Source organism: Corynebacterium sp. MSK035 (genome assembly GCF_030232615.1).
GTDB classification, from domain to species: domain Bacteria; phylum Actinomycetota; class Actinomycetes; order Mycobacteriales; family Mycobacteriaceae; genus Corynebacterium; species Corynebacterium jeikeium_D.
Genome location: NZ_JASPJP010000008.1, coordinates 1 through 15,918 on the forward strand (window position 1 = coordinate 1; position 15,918 = coordinate 15,918).

At 58.4% G+C, this 15,918-nt stretch carries 14 protein-coding genes and 1 tRNA gene; 4 read left to right on the plus strand and 11 right to left on the minus strand.

The window, feature by feature from the left end; all coding sequences use genetic code 11:
• Positions 1-148: 148 nt before the first annotated feature.
• Positions 149-418: a cell division protein CrgA gene (gene crgA / locus QP978_RS06385; RefSeq protein WP_005511903.1), complete on the minus strand. Its 270-nt coding sequence runs from the start codon at positions 416-418 to the stop codon at positions 149-151.
• A 135-nt stretch (positions 419-553) separates the two neighbouring features.
• On the opposite strand from crgA, the gene QP978_RS06390 reads away from it, so the two are divergent.
• Positions 554-1,225 (plus strand): aminodeoxychorismate/anthranilate synthase component II, encoded by a 672-nt coding sequence (locus QP978_RS06390; RefSeq protein WP_048731900.1) that lies wholly within the window; start codon positions 554-556, stop codon positions 1,223-1,225.
• 3 nt (positions 1,226-1,228) lie between these two features.
• Here the strand turns inward: QP978_RS06390 and pknB are convergent, their stop codons facing one another.
• The 7 genes from pknB to QP978_RS06425 all read right to left on the minus strand — a co-directional run bounded on the left by pknB (position 1,229) and on the right by QP978_RS06425 (position 10,481).
• Complete coding sequence (gene pknB / locus QP978_RS06395; RefSeq protein WP_049193419.1) at positions 1,229-3,292, minus strand: Stk1 family PASTA domain-containing Ser/Thr kinase; 2,064 nt, start codon at positions 3,290-3,292, stop codon at positions 1,229-1,231.
• Positions 3,293-3,345: 53 nt separating this feature from the next.
• A complete protein-coding gene (locus QP978_RS06400) occupies positions 3,346-4,842 on the minus strand; it encodes a serine/threonine-protein kinase (protein WP_049193417.1) in 1,497 nt (498 codons plus the stop codon).
• Between the two features lie 2 nt (positions 4,843-4,844).
• Positions 4,845-6,281, minus strand: coding sequence for a penicillin-binding transpeptidase domain-containing protein (locus tag QP978_RS06405; RefSeq protein ID WP_049172592.1), 1,437 nt, complete (start codon positions 6,279-6,281; stop codon positions 4,845-4,847).
• Positions 6,282-7,643 carry an FtsW/RodA/SpoVE family cell cycle protein gene (locus QP978_RS06410; protein ID WP_070827237.1) on the minus strand — a complete coding sequence of 454 codons (1,362 nt, stop codon included), beginning with the start codon at positions 7,641-7,643 and terminating at the stop codon, positions 6,282-6,284.
• A complete protein-coding gene (locus QP978_RS06415; protein ID WP_070604847.1) occupies positions 7,640-8,974 on the minus strand; it encodes a PP2C family protein-serine/threonine phosphatase in 1,335 nt (444 codons plus the stop codon). The genes QP978_RS06410 and QP978_RS06415 overlap by 4 nt, the downstream gene beginning before the upstream one ends.
• Positions 8,971-9,432, minus strand: coding sequence for an FHA domain-containing protein FhaB/FipA (locus tag QP978_RS06420; RefSeq protein ID WP_016421758.1), 462 nt, complete (start codon positions 9,430-9,432; stop codon positions 8,971-8,973). The genes QP978_RS06415 and QP978_RS06420 overlap by 4 nt, the downstream gene beginning before the upstream one ends.
• Before the next feature lie 149 nt (positions 9,433-9,581).
• On the minus strand, positions 9,582-10,481 hold the full coding sequence (locus QP978_RS06425) for an FHA domain-containing protein (protein WP_070439233.1): 900 nt from the start codon (positions 10,479-10,481) through the stop codon (positions 9,582-9,584).
• Positions 10,482-10,746: 265 nt separating this feature from the next.
• On the opposite strand from QP978_RS06425, the gene QP978_RS06430 reads away from it, so the two are divergent.
• Positions 10,747-10,830 (plus strand) — tRNA-Leu (locus tag QP978_RS06430).
• Positions 10,831-11,465: 635 nt separating this feature from the next.
• Positions 11,466-12,281, plus strand: a complete 816-nt coding sequence (locus QP978_RS06435) for a hypothetical protein (protein WP_049193411.1) — start codon at positions 11,466-11,468, stop codon at positions 12,279-12,281.
• 38 nt (positions 12,282-12,319) lie between these two features.
• Here the strand turns inward: QP978_RS06435 and QP978_RS06440 are convergent, their stop codons facing one another.
• On the minus strand, positions 12,320-12,736 hold the full coding sequence (locus QP978_RS06440) for an iron chaperone (RefSeq protein WP_070652678.1): 417 nt from the start codon (positions 12,734-12,736) through the stop codon (positions 12,320-12,322).
• Positions 12,737-12,795: 59 nt separating this feature from the next.
• Here QP978_RS06440 and QP978_RS06445 point away from each other — a divergent pair, with 59 nt between their 5' ends.
• Complete coding sequence (locus QP978_RS06445) at positions 12,796-14,178, plus strand: DHA2 family efflux MFS transporter permease subunit (RefSeq protein ID WP_049189846.1); 1,383 nt, start codon at positions 12,796-12,798, stop codon at positions 14,176-14,178.
• Here the strand turns inward: QP978_RS06445 and QP978_RS06450 are convergent.
• Together QP978_RS06450 and QP978_RS06455 are read right to left on the minus strand one after the other, a co-directional pair.
• Positions 14,162-14,854 carry an AAA family ATPase gene (locus tag QP978_RS06450; protein WP_284856983.1) on the minus strand — a complete coding sequence of 231 codons (693 nt, stop codon included), beginning with the start codon at positions 14,852-14,854 and terminating at the stop codon, positions 14,162-14,164. The genes QP978_RS06445 and QP978_RS06450 overlap by 17 nt on opposite strands.
• The gene (locus QP978_RS06455; RefSeq protein WP_284856984.1) at positions 14,851-15,864 is read right to left on the minus strand and encodes an App1 family protein phosphatidate phosphatase; all 1,014 of its coding nucleotides are present in this window, start codon (positions 15,862-15,864) and stop codon (positions 14,851-14,853) included. The genes QP978_RS06450 and QP978_RS06455 overlap by 4 nt, the downstream gene beginning before the upstream one ends.
• Between the last annotated feature and the right edge of the window lie 54 nt (positions 15,865-15,918).

Here is a 15,918-nt window from a genome sequence, read left to right on the forward strand (position 1 = left end):
TCAATCGGCATCCAGAAAGGCCAAATCTAACCCCCGCGCGACACGCCGAGCCAGACACACATTTTGTCGTTTAACCCGGTTTTTAGGTATGAAAAAAAGGCGCATCCAATGATGGATGCGCCTGAGGAGTGCGGTGTATTAGAGCTGACTAACGCCAACCCATAGTCATCAGCAGACCAACAATGAAAAGACCAAAGCCGATGACGTAGTTCCATGCGTTCAAAGTCACCATGAACGGAATATGCGGACCCGCGATGTAGTTGACCAGCAGCCAGCCCAAACCAATCAGCATGAACCCGAACATCAGCACCTTGTACCACACCGGCGTCTGAGTGCTATTGATCTTGACCGGGGTACGGCTGACAGAGGAGCCACCGGATTGTGGTGAATTAGTGCTTTCAATCTTTGCCTTAGGCATAGCGCTTTAAACTCCTTAGGTTGTGGTCAGCAGGTTGCGATCAGCGCGGTATCTACACTCCCGCGGTATATGCATAATTGTAAACTTTGCATCCGAACTTACCAGTGAAGTTCGCAGGCAGTAGAATTCCCAGTTATGCAGATTCTCGTCGTCGATAACTATGACAGCTTCGTATTCAATCTGGTCCAGTACATAGGCCAGCTCGGCGAAACGGTTACTGTCTGGCGCAATGATGATGCGCGTCTCCGCGATGTTGACGACGTCGTAAAGCAATTTGATGCAATCCTACTGTCGCCCGGTCCCGGTGAGCCGTCTAATGCGGGGTGGACAGAGGACATTATTCGCGCGGTGAGCAGGCAGGACGAGCCGACACCGGTGTTGGGTGTGTGCTTGGGTCACCAGGCGATTGGTGAGGTTTTTGGTGCGCAGGTTGTGCGTGCCGACGAGTTGTTGCACGGCAAGACCTCCCCGGTCACTCATGACGGCACGGGTGTTCTGGCCGATGTGCCCAGTCCTTTTATTGCCACGCGCTACCACTCGTTGACGGTGGATCCGAAGACGTTGCCGGAGGAACTCATTGCCACGGCATTCACCGATTCGGGCATGCTGATGGCGATGCGCCACCGCGACCTGCCGATTCACGGCGTGCAGTACCACCCGGAGTCGGTACTCACCCAGTACGGGCACCGCATGCTGGTCAACTGGCTGCGACTGGCCGGCGGCGAGTACACCGAGGAACTCCTGGCGGAGTTGGAAGAGCAGCAGGCCGTGTACCAGCGCGCCTTCTCAGACGTGCTGGCACACTAGCCGCTAGTTAGGCAGCAGATCCGGCAGCCTTATGGGAGGTTCAGGAGCAGGCCGTTCCTCTGAAGAGCTCTCCGGGGCGACCCCCAGCCGGTAGACGCGTAGGGTGACCTCGCCGTCCTTGTTGAGCTTGGATCCGGCCGACGGGTTGGCTTTCTCCACGTGGTCGACCTTGGACAGGTCCAGCGTGGTGACTTCCTCGGTGCGGATAGTTCCCTCGAAGCCGGCATCGGTGAGTGCCTTCTCCGCATCGCTGAGAGTCTGGCCCTCAACTCGTGGCATCTTAATTTGGTTGCCGCGCGAAACGTGCAGCTCGACAGTCGTTCCGACGGTGAGCTCCGTGCCCTTCTGGGGAACCTCAACAACGGTTCCCTGTTCCTCAGTGGAGTCAACCTCCACCACCTCGACAACGAAACCAGCGGACTCGAGGGTCGTGCGGGCGGAATCCAACCTCTGACCAGTGACATCCGGAACAGTCTTGGTCTCGATACCGGAGGAGACAGTCAAAGTTACGCGGGTTCCCTTCGACACCTGAGAACCGGCAGCTGGAGACTGCTCGATGACATTGCCGCGCGGAACGTCCTCACTCGGTTCCTCTTGCAGCTTTGGATTGACGACAAGCCCCGCCTCCTCGAGCAGGCGGCGAGCTTCCTCGGCCTGTTTGTCGCGTACATCCGGCACATTGGTCAACTCCGGGCCCGAAGATACGCGCAGCTTGATGCGAGATCCCTGCGGCAACCCCGATCCGACACCCGGTTCGGTGGCAATCACCGTGTCTCGGGGCACATCTGGGTTCGGCTCGTCGACGCGGTTGACCACGAAACCAGCCTGCTCGAGAACCTGCGTTGCCTCATTGACATTAAGACCCTCGACCTGCGGAATGGCAACGGTCTCGACCTCGGTGGACGAGTTGAAAAGCTGGTAGGCACCGTAGCCGACACCGCCGAGAGCGACCAGCGCAGCAGCCGCCAGTGCGACAGTCTTTCCTGCGCCACCCTTCTTTTTCTCAGGCTCGTCAGTGTTAGCGATCTGAGCAGGGGCTTCCGGCTGGGCAGCTGCTTCTTTCGGTTCCGGAGCCGGAGCCGGAGCAGGGACAGCGGCCGGAGTTGCCTGCTGTGCAGGGGTCACCCGGGTCTCAGCATCCGATGGAGCTGCCGGAAGGAATTCGGTGGTCTTCGCGTCGTCGTCATGCGCGCCGTGGTGCGCCAGCGCCAACGGATCCTCGCCGCGTGCAAGACGACGCAAATCCTGGGCGAAGTCCTCTGCGGAGTCGTAGCGCTCCATCGGGTCCTTGGCCATCGCGGTCAACAACACCGCGTCGAGGGCCTGAGCCGTGTTCGGGTCGGTGTTGAGCTTCCCCGAAGGTCGCGGCGGCTGGTCCTGAACGTGCTGGTAAGCGACAGAAAGAGGGGTTTCACCGGTGAATGGCGGGGCGCCCGTGACGGCCTCGAAAAGTACGCAGCCGACAGCGTAAATATCGGAACGGGCATCGGCGGTCTTACCGCGCGCCTGCTCCGGCGAGAGGTATTGCGCGGTACCCAGCACCGCCGCAGTCTGCGTCATCGTGGTGGAATCACCGAGCGCGCGAGCGATGCCGAAGTCCATCACCTTCACCTTGCCGGTGTTGGTCAGCATGATGTTCGCTGGCTTGATGTCACGGTGAATAATGCCCGCATGGTGGGATGCCGTCAGCGCATCACACACCGATGCCATGATCGATGCGGCCTTCTTCGGGTCGAGCCGCCCCTCACGACGAACAAGATCACGCAGGGTCTCGCCCTGAATCAGCTCCATGACAATGAAAGGCACGCGCCCCATCGGGCTATCCGTCTCGCCGGTGTCGTACACCGACACGATCGACGGGTGATTCAGCAGCGCTGAATTTTTCGCTTCACGACGGAACCTTGCGAGGAAGTTCTCATCCCTGGCAAGGTCGGCCCTCATCATCTTGACCGCGACAGAGCGACCGAGAACAGTATCTTCAGCGCGGTAGACATCGGACATGCCGCCAACGCCAATGAGCTCGCCGAGCCGATAACGGCCGGAGAGGAGATCGTCATTGCCAGACATTGTTCGTCAGTCCCTTCGGAAGGATTTCCACCAAAACATCTTGTACCTGAATATTACTGTGCATCTGGAGTCCCCAAGGTATTACCGGAGTCATTTCCCAGGGGCAACTGAATACCGGGCAGACCACCGCCACTGGAGTCGTCGCCACTGTCGTTGCCATTGTCGTTGCCCGAATCCTGAGTCGGTTCGGACGTATCCGGGGCGGTCTCGCTGGTGTCCTGCTCAGTGGAGCTGTCAGAAGCACCGTCATTGTTGCCGCCGTAGTTTTCCCCAGAGTTGCCGCCGTCGTTATTTCCCCAGTTACCGGAATTGTCACCCGACCAACCGTAACCAGAACCGTCGTTGGGGTCGGTGTTTTCCTCTGTGGTTTGCTGCTGTGACTGGTTCGGAATGTACTGCTCCAAGTTCGGAATGGTTGGCAGTGAACCGGTAGTCGACAGCGAATAGACGACCGCGATAGCACCGGCCAGCAACACTAGCAGCACCAACAGCACAATGCTGCCGCAGCCACAACCGCAGCCACTGCGCTTCTTTGCCGGCTTACGCTGTCGGGCGGGTTGCTGCGGTGGCCGCTGCGGTTGCTGCTGTGGCTGCTGCGGTGGCTGCGACACCGGCATGGGCGGTCGCGTCATGGCACCGAGTTCGGTGGTCGCCGGGTTGGCAGCGTTGGATTGACGGTGCACCGTTGGGGTCACACCACGCGGCTGCGGTGGGCGGTGCCCCGCGCGCACTCGCAAAACAGCCTGTGCCAGCTCACGGCCATCGGCATAGCGACGCTGCGGATCCTTGCGCAGCATAATGCCGATAAGTTCGCGGATATGCGGATTGACCGTCGGCGCCAACGCAGGTGGTGCCTCGTTGATGTGTGCCACGGCAACCGCGACGGTGGAGTCGCCCTGGAAGGGCCGGGCGCCGGCCACCATTTCGTAGGCGACACAGCCAAGCGAGTAGATGTCTGTCGCCGGACTCACCTGTTTGCCCTGCGCCTGCTCCGGTGAGACATACTGCGCGGTGCCGACGACCATGCCGGTACGTGTCAGAGGCACCGCTTCAGCGGCTTTGGCAATGCCAAAGTCGGTAATTTTCACGGTGCCCTCCGGCGTCACCAGGAGGTTGCCTGGCTTAATGTCGCGGTGGACAAGGTTCGCAGCGTGAATTGCCGACAGGCCGTGTGCAGTCTGCTCCAGAACGTCGAGCATCAGGTGCTCTGGCAGGGTGCGACGTCGCTGCAGCACCTGCGACAGAGATTCGCCACGGATGTACTCCATGACGATGTAACACGCGCCGTGGCTGCCGATGTCGCCTTCCTCGTAGGTGACAATCTTCACCACGTTTGGGCTGTTGACGCTGCGCGCAGCGGCGGCTTCGTTCTGGAAGCGCTGCCGGAACTCGTAGTTGTCCGAGTATTCCTGGTTCAGAAGTTTGATTGCAACCAGTTCGCCGCTGGTGGCGTCGTCGGCAAGCCAGACGGTGGACATGCCGCCACGGCCGAGCAGACGGCGGACGTGATATCGGTCGCCAACGATGTCTTGAACTTGGTGGGCATCCATGCTTATCGACCCGCCTGTTCGACCGCGTTAATGAGTGCACGGCCAATCGGGGCAGCAACGGAGGCGCCGGTAGCGCCCTGGCCCTGGCCGCCACCGTTTTCCACGACGACAGCCACGGCGACATCGGAGTCCGGCGCGAAGGCGATGTACCAGACGTGCGGTGCGTACTCGCCGCGGACAGCACCGTGTTCCGCGGTACCGGTCTTGGAGGCAATACGCGAACCGTTACCGCCCGAGTGCGACTCGGAGCCGCGCATCAGCTCAGTTACGGTCTCCGCGACCTCCGGCGAAATCGCCTCGCCGGCTTCAATCGGCTTAAAGGACTTGATTTCGGAGAGGTCGGCACCGCGCACCGATTTGATGATCTGGGGTTCCATGCGCACGCCGCCGTTGGCAATCGTGGCGGCGATGATGGCGTTGTCCAGCGGCGTGAAGGACACGTCGCGCTGACCAATGGAGGTCTGACCCAGCGAGGACTGATCCGGAATATCACCGACAGCGGAGGGCTGAATCGGCAGGCCCGCGTCATCGTGGGTCTCACCGATGCCGAATCGCTTAGCGACGTCCTTGAGCGCATCGGCCCCGTACTGCATACCGAGCTCAGCGAATGCCGTATTACAGGACTGCGCGAAAGCCTGGCGGAGAGTTGTAGTAGCCCCACCACAGGTCGAGCCACCGTAGTTCTCCAACGTAGTGGTGGTATCCGGCAGCGTAATCTGCGGTGCGCCAGTGACTGAGGTGTCCGGGGAAGCGCCTTGCTCCAGTGCCGTGACCGTGGTCAACACCTTGAAAGTGGAACCCGGCGGCAGCGGACGCTGAGTGGCGTGGTTGAGCAGCGGTGCGCCCTCATTGTTATTGAGGGACTGCCAGGTACTCTCGTCGCCGGCAGCGATGTCATTCGGGTTGAACGACGGTGTGGAGGCCATCGCGAGAATTTCACCCGTCGATGGGCGAATGGCGACGGCGGAGCCGACGTAGCCGCGTTCAGCGAGTTGTTGGTACGCAGTCCGCTGAGCGTTCGGCAACAGCGTCAGCTCCGTGGAGGCCCCAGAAGGTTCCTTGCCCGTGACCATGTCGAGGGCGCGGGAGGTAAACAGCGAAGGGTCGCTGCCGTTCAAGATCTCGTTCTGAGAGCGTTCGATACCGGCGGAGCCGTAGATGTCCGACAGGTATCCGACCACCGCGGCATATGCCTCCGGGTCGGTGTCGTAGCTGCGGTCATAGAAGCCGCTCTCGCCCTTGACCGAGTGGGCCAGAATGTCGCCGTCAGTGGTGATTTGGCCGCGAGGTTTGGACTTTTCCTCCAGGAACTGGCGGCTATTCAGCGGATTGTGGGCGTACTTATCCTGCTGGAAGCCCTGGATGTAGGTCAGGTTCGCCAGTAGAAGAACGAAGAGTCCGAGAACGACAACAAAGATTTGGCGAATGGTTTTATTCATCTACTGGTTCACCTCCTGAGATGCGGTGGCATTGTCGTTGAGGCCCGAAGGGTTGCTTGGAATACCCCAGGGGCGGTTGGCCTCGTCAGAGACGCGCAACACGATGGCCAACATGATGTAGCTGGCCAGCAGTGAGGAACCACCGGCTGACATGAACGGAGTAGTCAGACCGGTCAGCGGCATCAGCTTGGAAACACCGGCTGCAACCACGAACAGCTGAATGGCCATCGAGAATGCGACACCGGCCGCCAGCAGCTTGCCAAAGGAATCACGTACCGCCAAGCTCGCCGAAATACCGCGGGAAATCAGAATCGCGAACAGCAGGATGATGGCACTCAGGCCGGTAAAACCGAGCTCCTCACCAAAGGCCGAGAGGATGAAGTCAGAGTGTGCCACCGGAATGTTCTGTGGGTAGCCCTGGCCCAGACCGGTACCACCGATGCCACCCCAGCTCATGCCGAACAGACCCTGGGAGAGCTGATAGCCGCCCTCGTCGTAGGAGCCCAACGGATCCAGGAAATGCGTGACTCGCGCCTGAATCTTGTCCGAAACCATGTAGACACCGATAACGCCGACGGTCACCAGCACCATGCCGATGATCAGCCAGGAACCACGACCGGTGGCAGCGTAGAGCATTGCCAGCACAGTGCCGAAGAGCACCAGCGCCGGTCCAAAGTCATTCTGCAGAGCCATGATGACGGTAGCGATGCCCCAGATCAGCAGAATCGGACCCAGGTCGCGAACACGCGGGAAATCAATGCCCAGGAAACGCTTGCCCGCCACATTGAACAGCGAGCGCTTATTCACCAGCAGCTGAGCAAAGAAGATCAGCAGCATGACCTTGGCAAACTCACCCGGCTGCATGGAGAACGGGCCGATGGAAATCCAGATGCGGGCATCAGCATTAATCGACGACGGCCACACCAGCGGTAGCGCCAACAGAATCAAGCCGCCGAGACCCAGCAGATACGAGTACTGCGACAGCGAGTGGTGGTTGCGCAGCAGGACAATCACGCCGATAAACAGTGCGACACTGAGTACGGTCCACATGATCTGATTGCGCACTAACGAGGTGTCGTTGGCCAGGTCGAGGCGGTGAATCATCACCAGCCCCAAGGCATTGAGCGTTGCTGCAACCGGCAGCATCACCTGATCGGCGTTGGGCGCCACAAAGGTCAGCGCGATATGCGCCACTGCAAAGATCACAAAGAATCCGCCAATGATGTAAAAGACATCTGCGGTCAGAGAGTTGCCCTGAGCCAGTTCCAGCGAAATTAGTGCCAAAAGCAACAATCCTGCCGACAGCAGCAGCAGGAGCATTTCCTTCATCCGAAGCTGTCGCTTCGTGGTAGTTTCACTCATTTTCGCACCTGCCTACAGTTGACTCCTGGCTTCGAGCCCAGCTTTTCATCCTTCTTGTCATCGTCGGAAACGGACAGACATACCGGCAGTGCCGACTCCGCCAAACGTCCAATCTGGTCGCTGACACCGTCGTAGGAATCAGCCGGCAGACCTTCCAGCGAATTGCGTGCCGCCGGCGAGAGATCTTCCGGCGTCATGATGTGGCAGTCGACCTTCTCCTTCGCCGTCCCAGCCGGAGGAAGCTGAACTTTGTTGTCATCGGTCAAACAGATGAACTGATGTGGTTCTTGCAGATCGAAGCCCAGCAAACTACCGGGCACGCCGTGCATCAGCTGCACCTGCCCGTCGACCACCGCGAGATGGTACATCGACTCCTTCTTCTGCCAGCCCCAAATACCAAGGCCGACCAACCCGGCCACCAGCACCAGCACCACAGAAATAACGAGCCACTTGCCCTTGGAAGCTTTCTTCTCCGGCGCCGAAGTCACTGCAATTTCCTGCGACTTCCGCGGGCGGAGTGCCGCCGCGCGTCCCGCTGACGTATTGGGGCGGGGGAGTTCCTCCTCCGCACTCTGCAGGGCACCGGCCAGGGCGGGCTCGTAAGGCGTGCGTGCCGACGAATCGACAACATCGGCAACCACCACGGTGATGTTATCCGGACCACCGGACTTCAACGCGTAGTCAATGAGCTTGGTAGCGGCCTCGTCCGGAGTGCCCTCCGAGAGCACATCCTTGATGGTGTCCGCGGACACTGGATCGGATAGACCATCCGAGCACAGCAGGTAGCGATCGCCCTCGTGAACATCGCGATAAGACAAAGTAGGCTCCACCGGGCGACCGGTGAGAGCCTTCAAAATCAGTGAGCGCTGAGGGTGAATTGCCGCTTCTTCTTCGGTGAGATTGCCCTCATCCACCAGGGACTGCACATAGGTGTCATCCCGGGTAATGCGGATGAGCTCCCCGTCGCGCAGCAGATAGCCACGCGAGTCACCGACATGGCACATGCCCAGGCGGGTGCCGTCGAAAAGCAGAGCAGTCAGCGTAGTGCCCATGCCTTGCGTAGAGGGGTTCTGCTCAATTTCATCCGCGATGGAGTTATTGCCCTCCATGCAGGCGCTGCGCAGGGACTCGAGCAAATCGGGGCCGGGCTGATCATTGTCCAGCCGAGAGACGGCCGCAATCATCAGCTGAGATGCGATTTCTCCGGCGGCGTGGCCACCCATGCCGTCGGCAAGCGCGAGCAGACGCGAACCCGCATAGGCGGAGTCCTCGTTGTTCTGTCGGATGAGGCCGCGGTCAGAGCGGGCCGTGTAATTCAGAGCAAGACTCATGGTTGCAACCTCAAAGTTGTACGGCCAATACGAAATTCCATACCCGAAGCCAGGCGTTCCGGCTGTTCCACGCGCTGGCCATTGAGGAATGTGCCATTGCGGGAGTCCAGGTCTTCCAGGTACCAGATGCCGTCGCGGTTGATGACGCGAGCGTGCTGGCCCGAGGCGAAGTCATCGTTGAGGACGAAGGCATTCGACTCTGAACGGCCAATAGTGATGTCGCGTTGGTTGTTTAGGTTCATGCGCGAACCCGCCAGCGGCCCGGAGGTGACAAGGAGCTGATGTGGAGTCTGCGAGCGCTGGAAACGCTTGGCCGGAGCACTGCTGGCCTGCCGAAGTGGGCGCAGCGGAGCCGAGCCTGTTGTTTCTGTACGCAGGGTGCGAAGCGTCATCCAAATGAAAAACCACAGGACGACCAGCACGCCGATGCGCGAAAGCAGAAAAACGATAGCTTCCACGTCCGAGGAACCTCCTTATGTAGAGCTGGTGGGTCCGCAAACCGAACACACGGACGTAATTATTCCAGGAATGTGTCGGCAAACCTAGGGCAGTGGCATGTGAACCTGGTGAACCTCACTACTTAGCGGATCTGAATCAGCGGATTTAACTAGCGGATCTGAACTTCGAGAACAGAATGCCCCAGCGAGATTTCGTCGCCGTCAGCCAGCAGCCAGTTCTCAATGGGTTCGCCATTGACAATGGTGCCGTTGGTCGAATGCAAATCGACGAGCACAGCGTCCTGGCCGTCCCACGTGATCTCGGCATGCTGGCGGGAAACACCAGTATCCGGGAGACGGAAGTCGGAAGCGGTGCCGCGGCCGATGATGTTCGAACCATGGCGCACCTCAAATACGCGCGAGGAGCCGTCCTGCAACAGCAGGGTGACGGTCTTTTCCTGGGACTGGTCTTCGCCCACGGTCGCGCTGCTCAGCTCAGTTGCAGCCTCTGGGTCGACCGCGGGGATGGGGCGGGAAGCGGTGGGGAACTGCTCAGCTTCAGGCTGCGGGTGGTAGGCGGCAGAGGTCTCTGCAGCTTGGGGTTCATCATCGCTTTGCGACGGGGCTGCGTCAGTGTTGGCATCATCGGCACTGTCCTCGAATGGGGCGAACTCCGAGGTGCCCACGGTGTCCTCGGTGAAAGTGCTGGCCGTCTTCAACTGGCCGGTGTGGAGAGACTCCACTGCCTGCAGGTGGACGCTAATGGAACCGGTGAAGCCCCAGCCGTTGTTACGGCAGTAGCGCGTCATGCGGTCAGCCAACTGATTCGGCAGGTTGGGCTCGGACGCAGAAAGGTTCTTGTAGTCGGCAGCGCTGATGCCAATGCGGAAATCATTGGGTGCCAAGTACTGACCGTTGGCGTCCTGCATCAGGAAGTCTTCAATTTCCTGCTTCAGGCATTCTTCTAACTCATTCGGGACAACCTTGCCGCCGAACACGCGCGCAAAGCTGTTATCGAGCCCGCGCTGAAGCGAGCTATCGAGCTTGCGGATGCGTCCTAGGAAATCCATCTGACTAAAGAAATTCGCCTTCTCCCGCCAACCCGCGGCGGGTTACGTGAAAAAAATGTGCACAAAAATTATCGATACTTAAGCAACAGTATAGAGCCCTACACCTTCAGTTAAGGGCTAGGAACTGCTGAGGTTTATCAAATAGTGACGACGGTTGTGGGGGAAGTTGCTATTGCTAAGTGCTGAAAAGTGGTGAAAAACGTGCGATGGCCTGGGGATTTGGTGGTGTATTAGCGCGGGGTGTTATAGTTCTATTCGTTCCCACGGGCGAGTGGCGGAATGGCAGACGCGCTGGCTTCAGGTGCCAGTGTCCTTTACGGACGTGGGGGTTCAAGTCCCCCTTCGCCCACAGCGAAGATCCTCGGAAGTGTAAAAGCTTCCGAGGATTTTTTGTTTCTGGGGTTGGGGTTTGGGGTGGGGCTTGGGTTGAAGCAGAGTCGGATGCTGAGCTGAGGTTGTTGGCTTGTCCTTTAACTCTCCTTTAACCCTGTCCGGCACTTATGGCCAGGTTTCGGGGACTTGTCGATGGATTCTCCTGACTTATCGATGGTTTTTCGGCACTTATGCGCACGCTGTGGGCCAGGCTCTCTCACTTGTCGATGCGCTATTCACTTGTGGACACGCTGTAGCGCATCGATAGGTGAATAGCGTGGCCATAAGTCGTCGGATGCGTGGGCCAGCGAGCATTGCAGCCAGCTCGCGAGAAGAAATGTAGAAATCTCAAAACTCATTTTGTATTGAAAGTAGAAGAAAACTTGAATAGTTTTGAGATGAGCATGAGGGCGGTCGGCCCCCATCTGCGACATTGGTATAGCGGTGTTCAGTCATGAATTTGGCTCACGGCCATATTTTAACGATTGTTTGGTACCTGTTTATATCGTGAAAAATCAACTCAAGAATGTGTAAGAAATATTAAGAGAGAGCTTGCATGGTGAGGAATCTTCTTCCGAGGAAAGCCTGTCAATTCATAGTCGGAATGTAGGCATGAAAATTATATTTAGAGCAATTCTGGTTACCGCAATTATTCTTGAAGCAGTTCTTTTCCTTCTTATGAATGTGGTATCTGGTTTGCCGGGTTGGGTATTCCTGTTACCACTTGCCGTGGTGGTTGCGGCTTTTCTCTTACTGTTTGGAGGTATGTGGCAAGACTATCTCAGAAATGGCAGGTCATGGGCTGCTTCGCTGTCCGAGACGTCAAAGAAATTTGGCGTACCTCGAAAAATACTAGCGTTACTCGTTTCGGAAGTTGGTTCGCTGCTAGCTGCTTTCACCTTTTTTAAGCCTCAGAGAAATGTCGACAGTGAAGTCAGATCCTTCACTGTACATAGAAACCTTCGAACTGTTGTTTTTATGATACTGGCGCTGAGCGTTGCAGAAATAAGCATAGTGCATTTTGCTATTTCTAATGCATTTTGGCGATATTTATTTCTGGTAATTAGTGTTTATGCCGTAGTTCTTTTATCTGGATTTTACGTAACTGTTCGGGACCATCCCCATCTAATAACACCGCAAGGACTCGTACTGCGAAATGGGCGAAGGCTTATTTGTGAAATTCCGTGGTCACACTTACGTCATGCGAGCTCCGTAACGGCAGGTGAAGGAGGGGACGTAGCAATTGACGAGCACGGCAATCTCAGGGTGCCTGTTTTGAGTGAAGTGAACGTCAGGTTAGAAGTCGATTCGCAGGTCGTGGCAGAAGATCTTTACAAGGGACCAATGATGGTTTCCTCGATTGAGATTTACTGCGACGACAAAGACACATTCCTGCGCGATCTCGCTGAGAAAAGGAATGCTCATTAAGTGCTTGGTAGCTTCCAGGGCTGGTAATCGACCCCGACCTATCGCCAAAACTTGGTCATCCCGCGCTTGTCCTCGATGTTGAACTCAATCATCTTGGCCAGCAGGTCCAGCGGCATGGACTCGGCTTTGCCATCTTTTGGCCAGGGGAAACGGACCATCATTTTGCCATAGGAGAGGCCGCGGTCATCGAACTCGTCGGAGAACTTCACAATGCCGTCGCGCTCTGGGGCGATGGACATGTGTTTCTTGGCGTAGGAAAAACCGATGATAAAAGTGCCATCGAGCGTGAACATCGGCTGATTCCAGGCAATGCGAACGCCGAGTTCCGGGTACTTTTCATGAACCCATTCCAACACCTCGAGAGCGACAGCGCGCTGCGTGTCATCATCTACCCGCGAGAGGTGATTGGCGAAGAACTCGGCGATGGTTTCATCGGTCATATGCTGAACAGCCATAGCCTGGATTTTACTGTGCCATCAACTAACACCCGAGCCATCAACTAACATAACTCCGAGTGGCTACAGATTTGAATACTCAGTTTGATCCCAAAAAGGCGTGGCCAGCGCTATGGACCGTGTTACTCGGCTTCTTCATGATCCTGGTCGACGCCACCATTGTCACCGTTGGTATCAACACCATCCAGCATGAACTGGGCGGTGAGCTCAACCAGGTCATGTGGGTGACCAGTGGTTATCTGCTGGCCTATGCCGTGCCGTTGCTCATTACTGGCAGGCTCGGTGACCTCTGGGGAGTCAAGCACACCTATGTAGCGGGCCTGGTTATCTTCGTGTTGGCGTCGCTGGCGTGTGGGTTGGCGCCGTCGTTAAGCATGCTGATCATTGCCCGCGTGGTGCAGGGACTGGGGGCCGCGCTGCTGACGCCGCAGACGATGGCGCTGATTACGCAGATGTTTCCGCCGGCGCATCGCGGTGCGGCGATGGGCCTGTGGGGTGCGGCGGCCGGAATTGCCTCGCTGACAGGGCCGCTGGCCGGTGGCGTGTTGATTGAGCTGCTGAGTTGGCGCTGGATTTTCCTCATTAATGTGCCGATTGGGCTGATCGGGCTCGTTTTTGCGTTCCGCTATCTGCCGACCTTTGAGACGCACCGCAACAAGATTGATTATCTCGGTGTTGTACTCAGCGCGATTGGTATGTTCCTGCTGGTCTTCGGCATTCAGGAGGGGGAGAGTGCCGGCTGGTCCGGTTGGATCTGGGCACTGATTGCCGGTGGCGTGGTGGTTCTTGGACTATTCACCGCGTGGGAGGCCAAGACGACGGCCGAACCGCTGATGCCGCTGTCCCTTTTTAAGGATCGCAACTTCACCATCTCCTCGCTGGCCATTGCCGTGATGGGCGCGCTGGTGGTCGCGGTTGGTTTCCCGATCATCCTCTTCGCCCAGAATGCCCGCGACCTATCGACCATCCAGGCCTCACTACTGCTCGTGCCGCAGGCGCTCATTTCCGGTGTCATGGCGCCATGGACTGGGCGAATGCTGGACCGGCTGAAGTTCCGCGAGTTCGCGCTGATCGGTTTTGGGTCCTCGCTGGTGGGCATGCTCGGGTTCCACTACCTCATCCACGAGGACCTCTCCGTGCTGTGGCTGCTACTGCCGGGCGCCGCATTCGGTGTGGCAAACGCGTTTATTTGGGGCACGCTGTCGACGGCTGCTACTCGCAACATCGACCCGTCCCTCGCCGGTGCCGCCTCCGGTGTGTACAACACCATCCGCCAGATTGGCAGTGTGCTGGGCAGCGCGCTGATTGCTACCGTCATGGCCGCAGCTCTCAGCAGCAACCGTGGCGACTTCACCACCGCCATGAGTGACGCGATGTGGTTGCCGGTGGCACTGTCGGCCCTGGGTGTCGTGGCGGCGCTGGGGCTTAAGAATCCGAAGTAAAACGCTCCACCATGTAGTCCGCGATGCCGACGGGATCGGCTAGGAAATCCCTGGTTGCCCGTACCGCGAGGGTGTCTTCGAAGTGGGTGGTGTCAGCGTCGTCAAGCGAAATGATTGTTGCTTCCGGTGCGGCGAGCAGGATGGGGGAATGCGTCGCCATGATGATCTGTGCGCCGGCTTCCGCGAGCGCGCCGAGGCGGCCGAGGAGCTCCAGTTGGCGTAGGACCGACAGTCCGGCCTCGGGTTCGTCGAGGAAGATCAGTGATTCGGGGCTGAGGCGGCGTTTGGCCAGCGCCATGATGGATTGGCCATGGCTCATTTGGGTGAGGTCTGCCATTTCTCTGCCACCTGGTAGCTGCCCAAGCGACTCGTAATAGCGCGCGAGGTTCAGGTGCGCGTCGCCGCGAAAGAAAAACGTATCCGGGGGATTGCGCCTGGTCAGCGCCAGTGGGACCGGGGAGGTGCGCTCTTGCGTCTTGTATCGCGAGCCGCCGTCTGTATCGACCCCCATCGCCGATGCCAACGCCTCCAGCACCGTCGACTTTCCCTTGCCGTTTTCGCCGGTCAGGATGGTAATCGGCGTGGTGAAGGTCATGGGGAAGGGCAGCGCGAGCTTTACGACGTACGCCGGGAGCTCGGCATCATCGTGAATACGGGCATGACGGAGATAGATCATGGTTGCGGCAGCTGGTCAATCTGTTTGAGCAGTCCATAGCCGTCGGCGCCCTCGATGAACGGGACCTCCTTGTTCTCCAACTTTTCAATTGGCACCGCCGTGCCGTGAGAGAGCACGTGCTCGCTGGGAGTGAGGTTGCGGATTGCGATTGCCGCGACCTTGTCGGGATGCTCCGCCGCGGCCGTGCCGTAGATGAGCGGGTCGTACTGGCCATCATCGCCGACGAGGATCCAGTTGATCTCGGGGAAGTCAATAAACAGGTCCCGCAGCCGCACCTTCTTGTGTTCCTTGCCGGAGCGGAACAGGCCGGTGGGCGTTGGCCCCCAATCGGTGAGAAGCAGTGGGCCCTTCGGCAAGTTGTTGCGGTGCAGGAACTTTTTTAGTGTGCTGAAGGTGTTCCACGCTCCGGTGGAAAGGTAGATGACGGGGACGTCCGTGTCCTCGTCCGTTTTGCTCGCGTAACGACGGCGAAGTTGCGCATAGAACTCGCCGAAGCCAGCGACGGCCTTGCGCTCGTCTGTCTCCTTGACCCAGGAGTTGTAGGCGGCGATGAGGGCGCGCGGCAGCATGGTGACCAACACGGTGTCATCAATATCGGAGACGATGCCGTATTTGGTCTCCGGGGAGAGGATGAGGACCTCTGCAGGAGTGTCGTTGATGGTGATTTCGTGCCAGCCGGGTTCGAGGCCGTGATTCCTGATTAGTACCTCGATATAGCCGTTGCTATCCGTGGTGGTTTCCACCGTGCGGTCGCCGGCAGTGATGGTGACGGGAAAGTCCGCGAGTTCGACGGTAAAGAACTGCCAAAATCCGCGTTTTTTGTTTCGTTCTTCGTCTCGTTTTTTGGCCGGATCCTTCAGGAGGACACGGCCGAATACGCGCACGCGCTCTGCATTTCCGTACCCGGTGAAACCGATGATTTCCGGTTCCCAACCAGCGTTTTTGGAACGCTTGGCGGCCAGCGCGTTGATCCTTCTCTCGGTCTTGCGGACGACATCTGCCACGGACATGCTTTCCAGGATACGGGTTGACAGGACGGGGGAGGGTGCGCGTAGGTTGGTCGC

Bases quoted from the DNA above. Each gene is read 5' to 3' on its own strand.
- QP978_RS06440 (WP_070652678.1), bottom strand. From the start codon at position 12,736: ATGGCTGTTCAGCATATGACCGATGAAACCATCGCCGAGTTCTTCGCC.
- QP978_RS06450 (WP_284856983.1), bottom strand. From the start codon at position 14,854: ATGATCTATCTCCGTCATGCCCGTATTCACGATGATGCCGAGCTCCCG.
- QP978_RS06455 (WP_284856984.1), bottom strand. From the start codon at position 15,864: ATGTCCGTGGCAGATGTCGTCCGCAAGACCGAGAGAAGGATCAACGCG.
- pknB (WP_049193419.1), bottom strand. From the start codon at position 3,292: ATGTCTGGCAATGACGATCTCCTCTCCGGCCGTTATCGGCTCGGCGAG.
- QP978_RS06400 (WP_049193417.1), bottom strand. From the start codon at position 4,842: ATGGATGCCCACCAAGTTCAAGACATCGTTGGCGACCGATATCACGTC.
- QP978_RS06390 (WP_048731900.1), top strand. From the start codon at position 554: ATGCAGATTCTCGTCGTCGATAACTATGACAGCTTCGTATTCAATCTG.
- crgA (WP_005511903.1), bottom strand. From the start codon at position 418: ATGCCTAAGGCAAAGATTGAAAGCACTAATTCACCACAATCCGGTGGC.
- QP978_RS06425 (WP_070439233.1), bottom strand. From the start codon at position 10,481: ATGGATTTCCTAGGACGCATCCGCAAGCTCGATAGCTCGCTTCAGCGC.
- QP978_RS06410 (WP_070827237.1), bottom strand. From the start codon at position 7,643: ATGAGTGAAACTACCACGAAGCGACAGCTTCGGATGAAGGAAATGCTC.
- QP978_RS06435 (WP_049193411.1), top strand. From the start codon at position 11,466: ATGAAAATTATATTTAGAGCAATTCTGGTTACCGCAATTATTCTTGAA.
- QP978_RS06405 (WP_049172592.1), bottom strand. From the start codon at position 6,281: ATGAATAAAACCATTCGCCAAATCTTTGTTGTCGTTCTCGGACTCTTC.
- QP978_RS06415 (WP_070604847.1), bottom strand. From the start codon at position 8,974: ATGAGTCTTGCTCTGAATTACACGGCCCGCTCTGACCGCGGCCTCATC.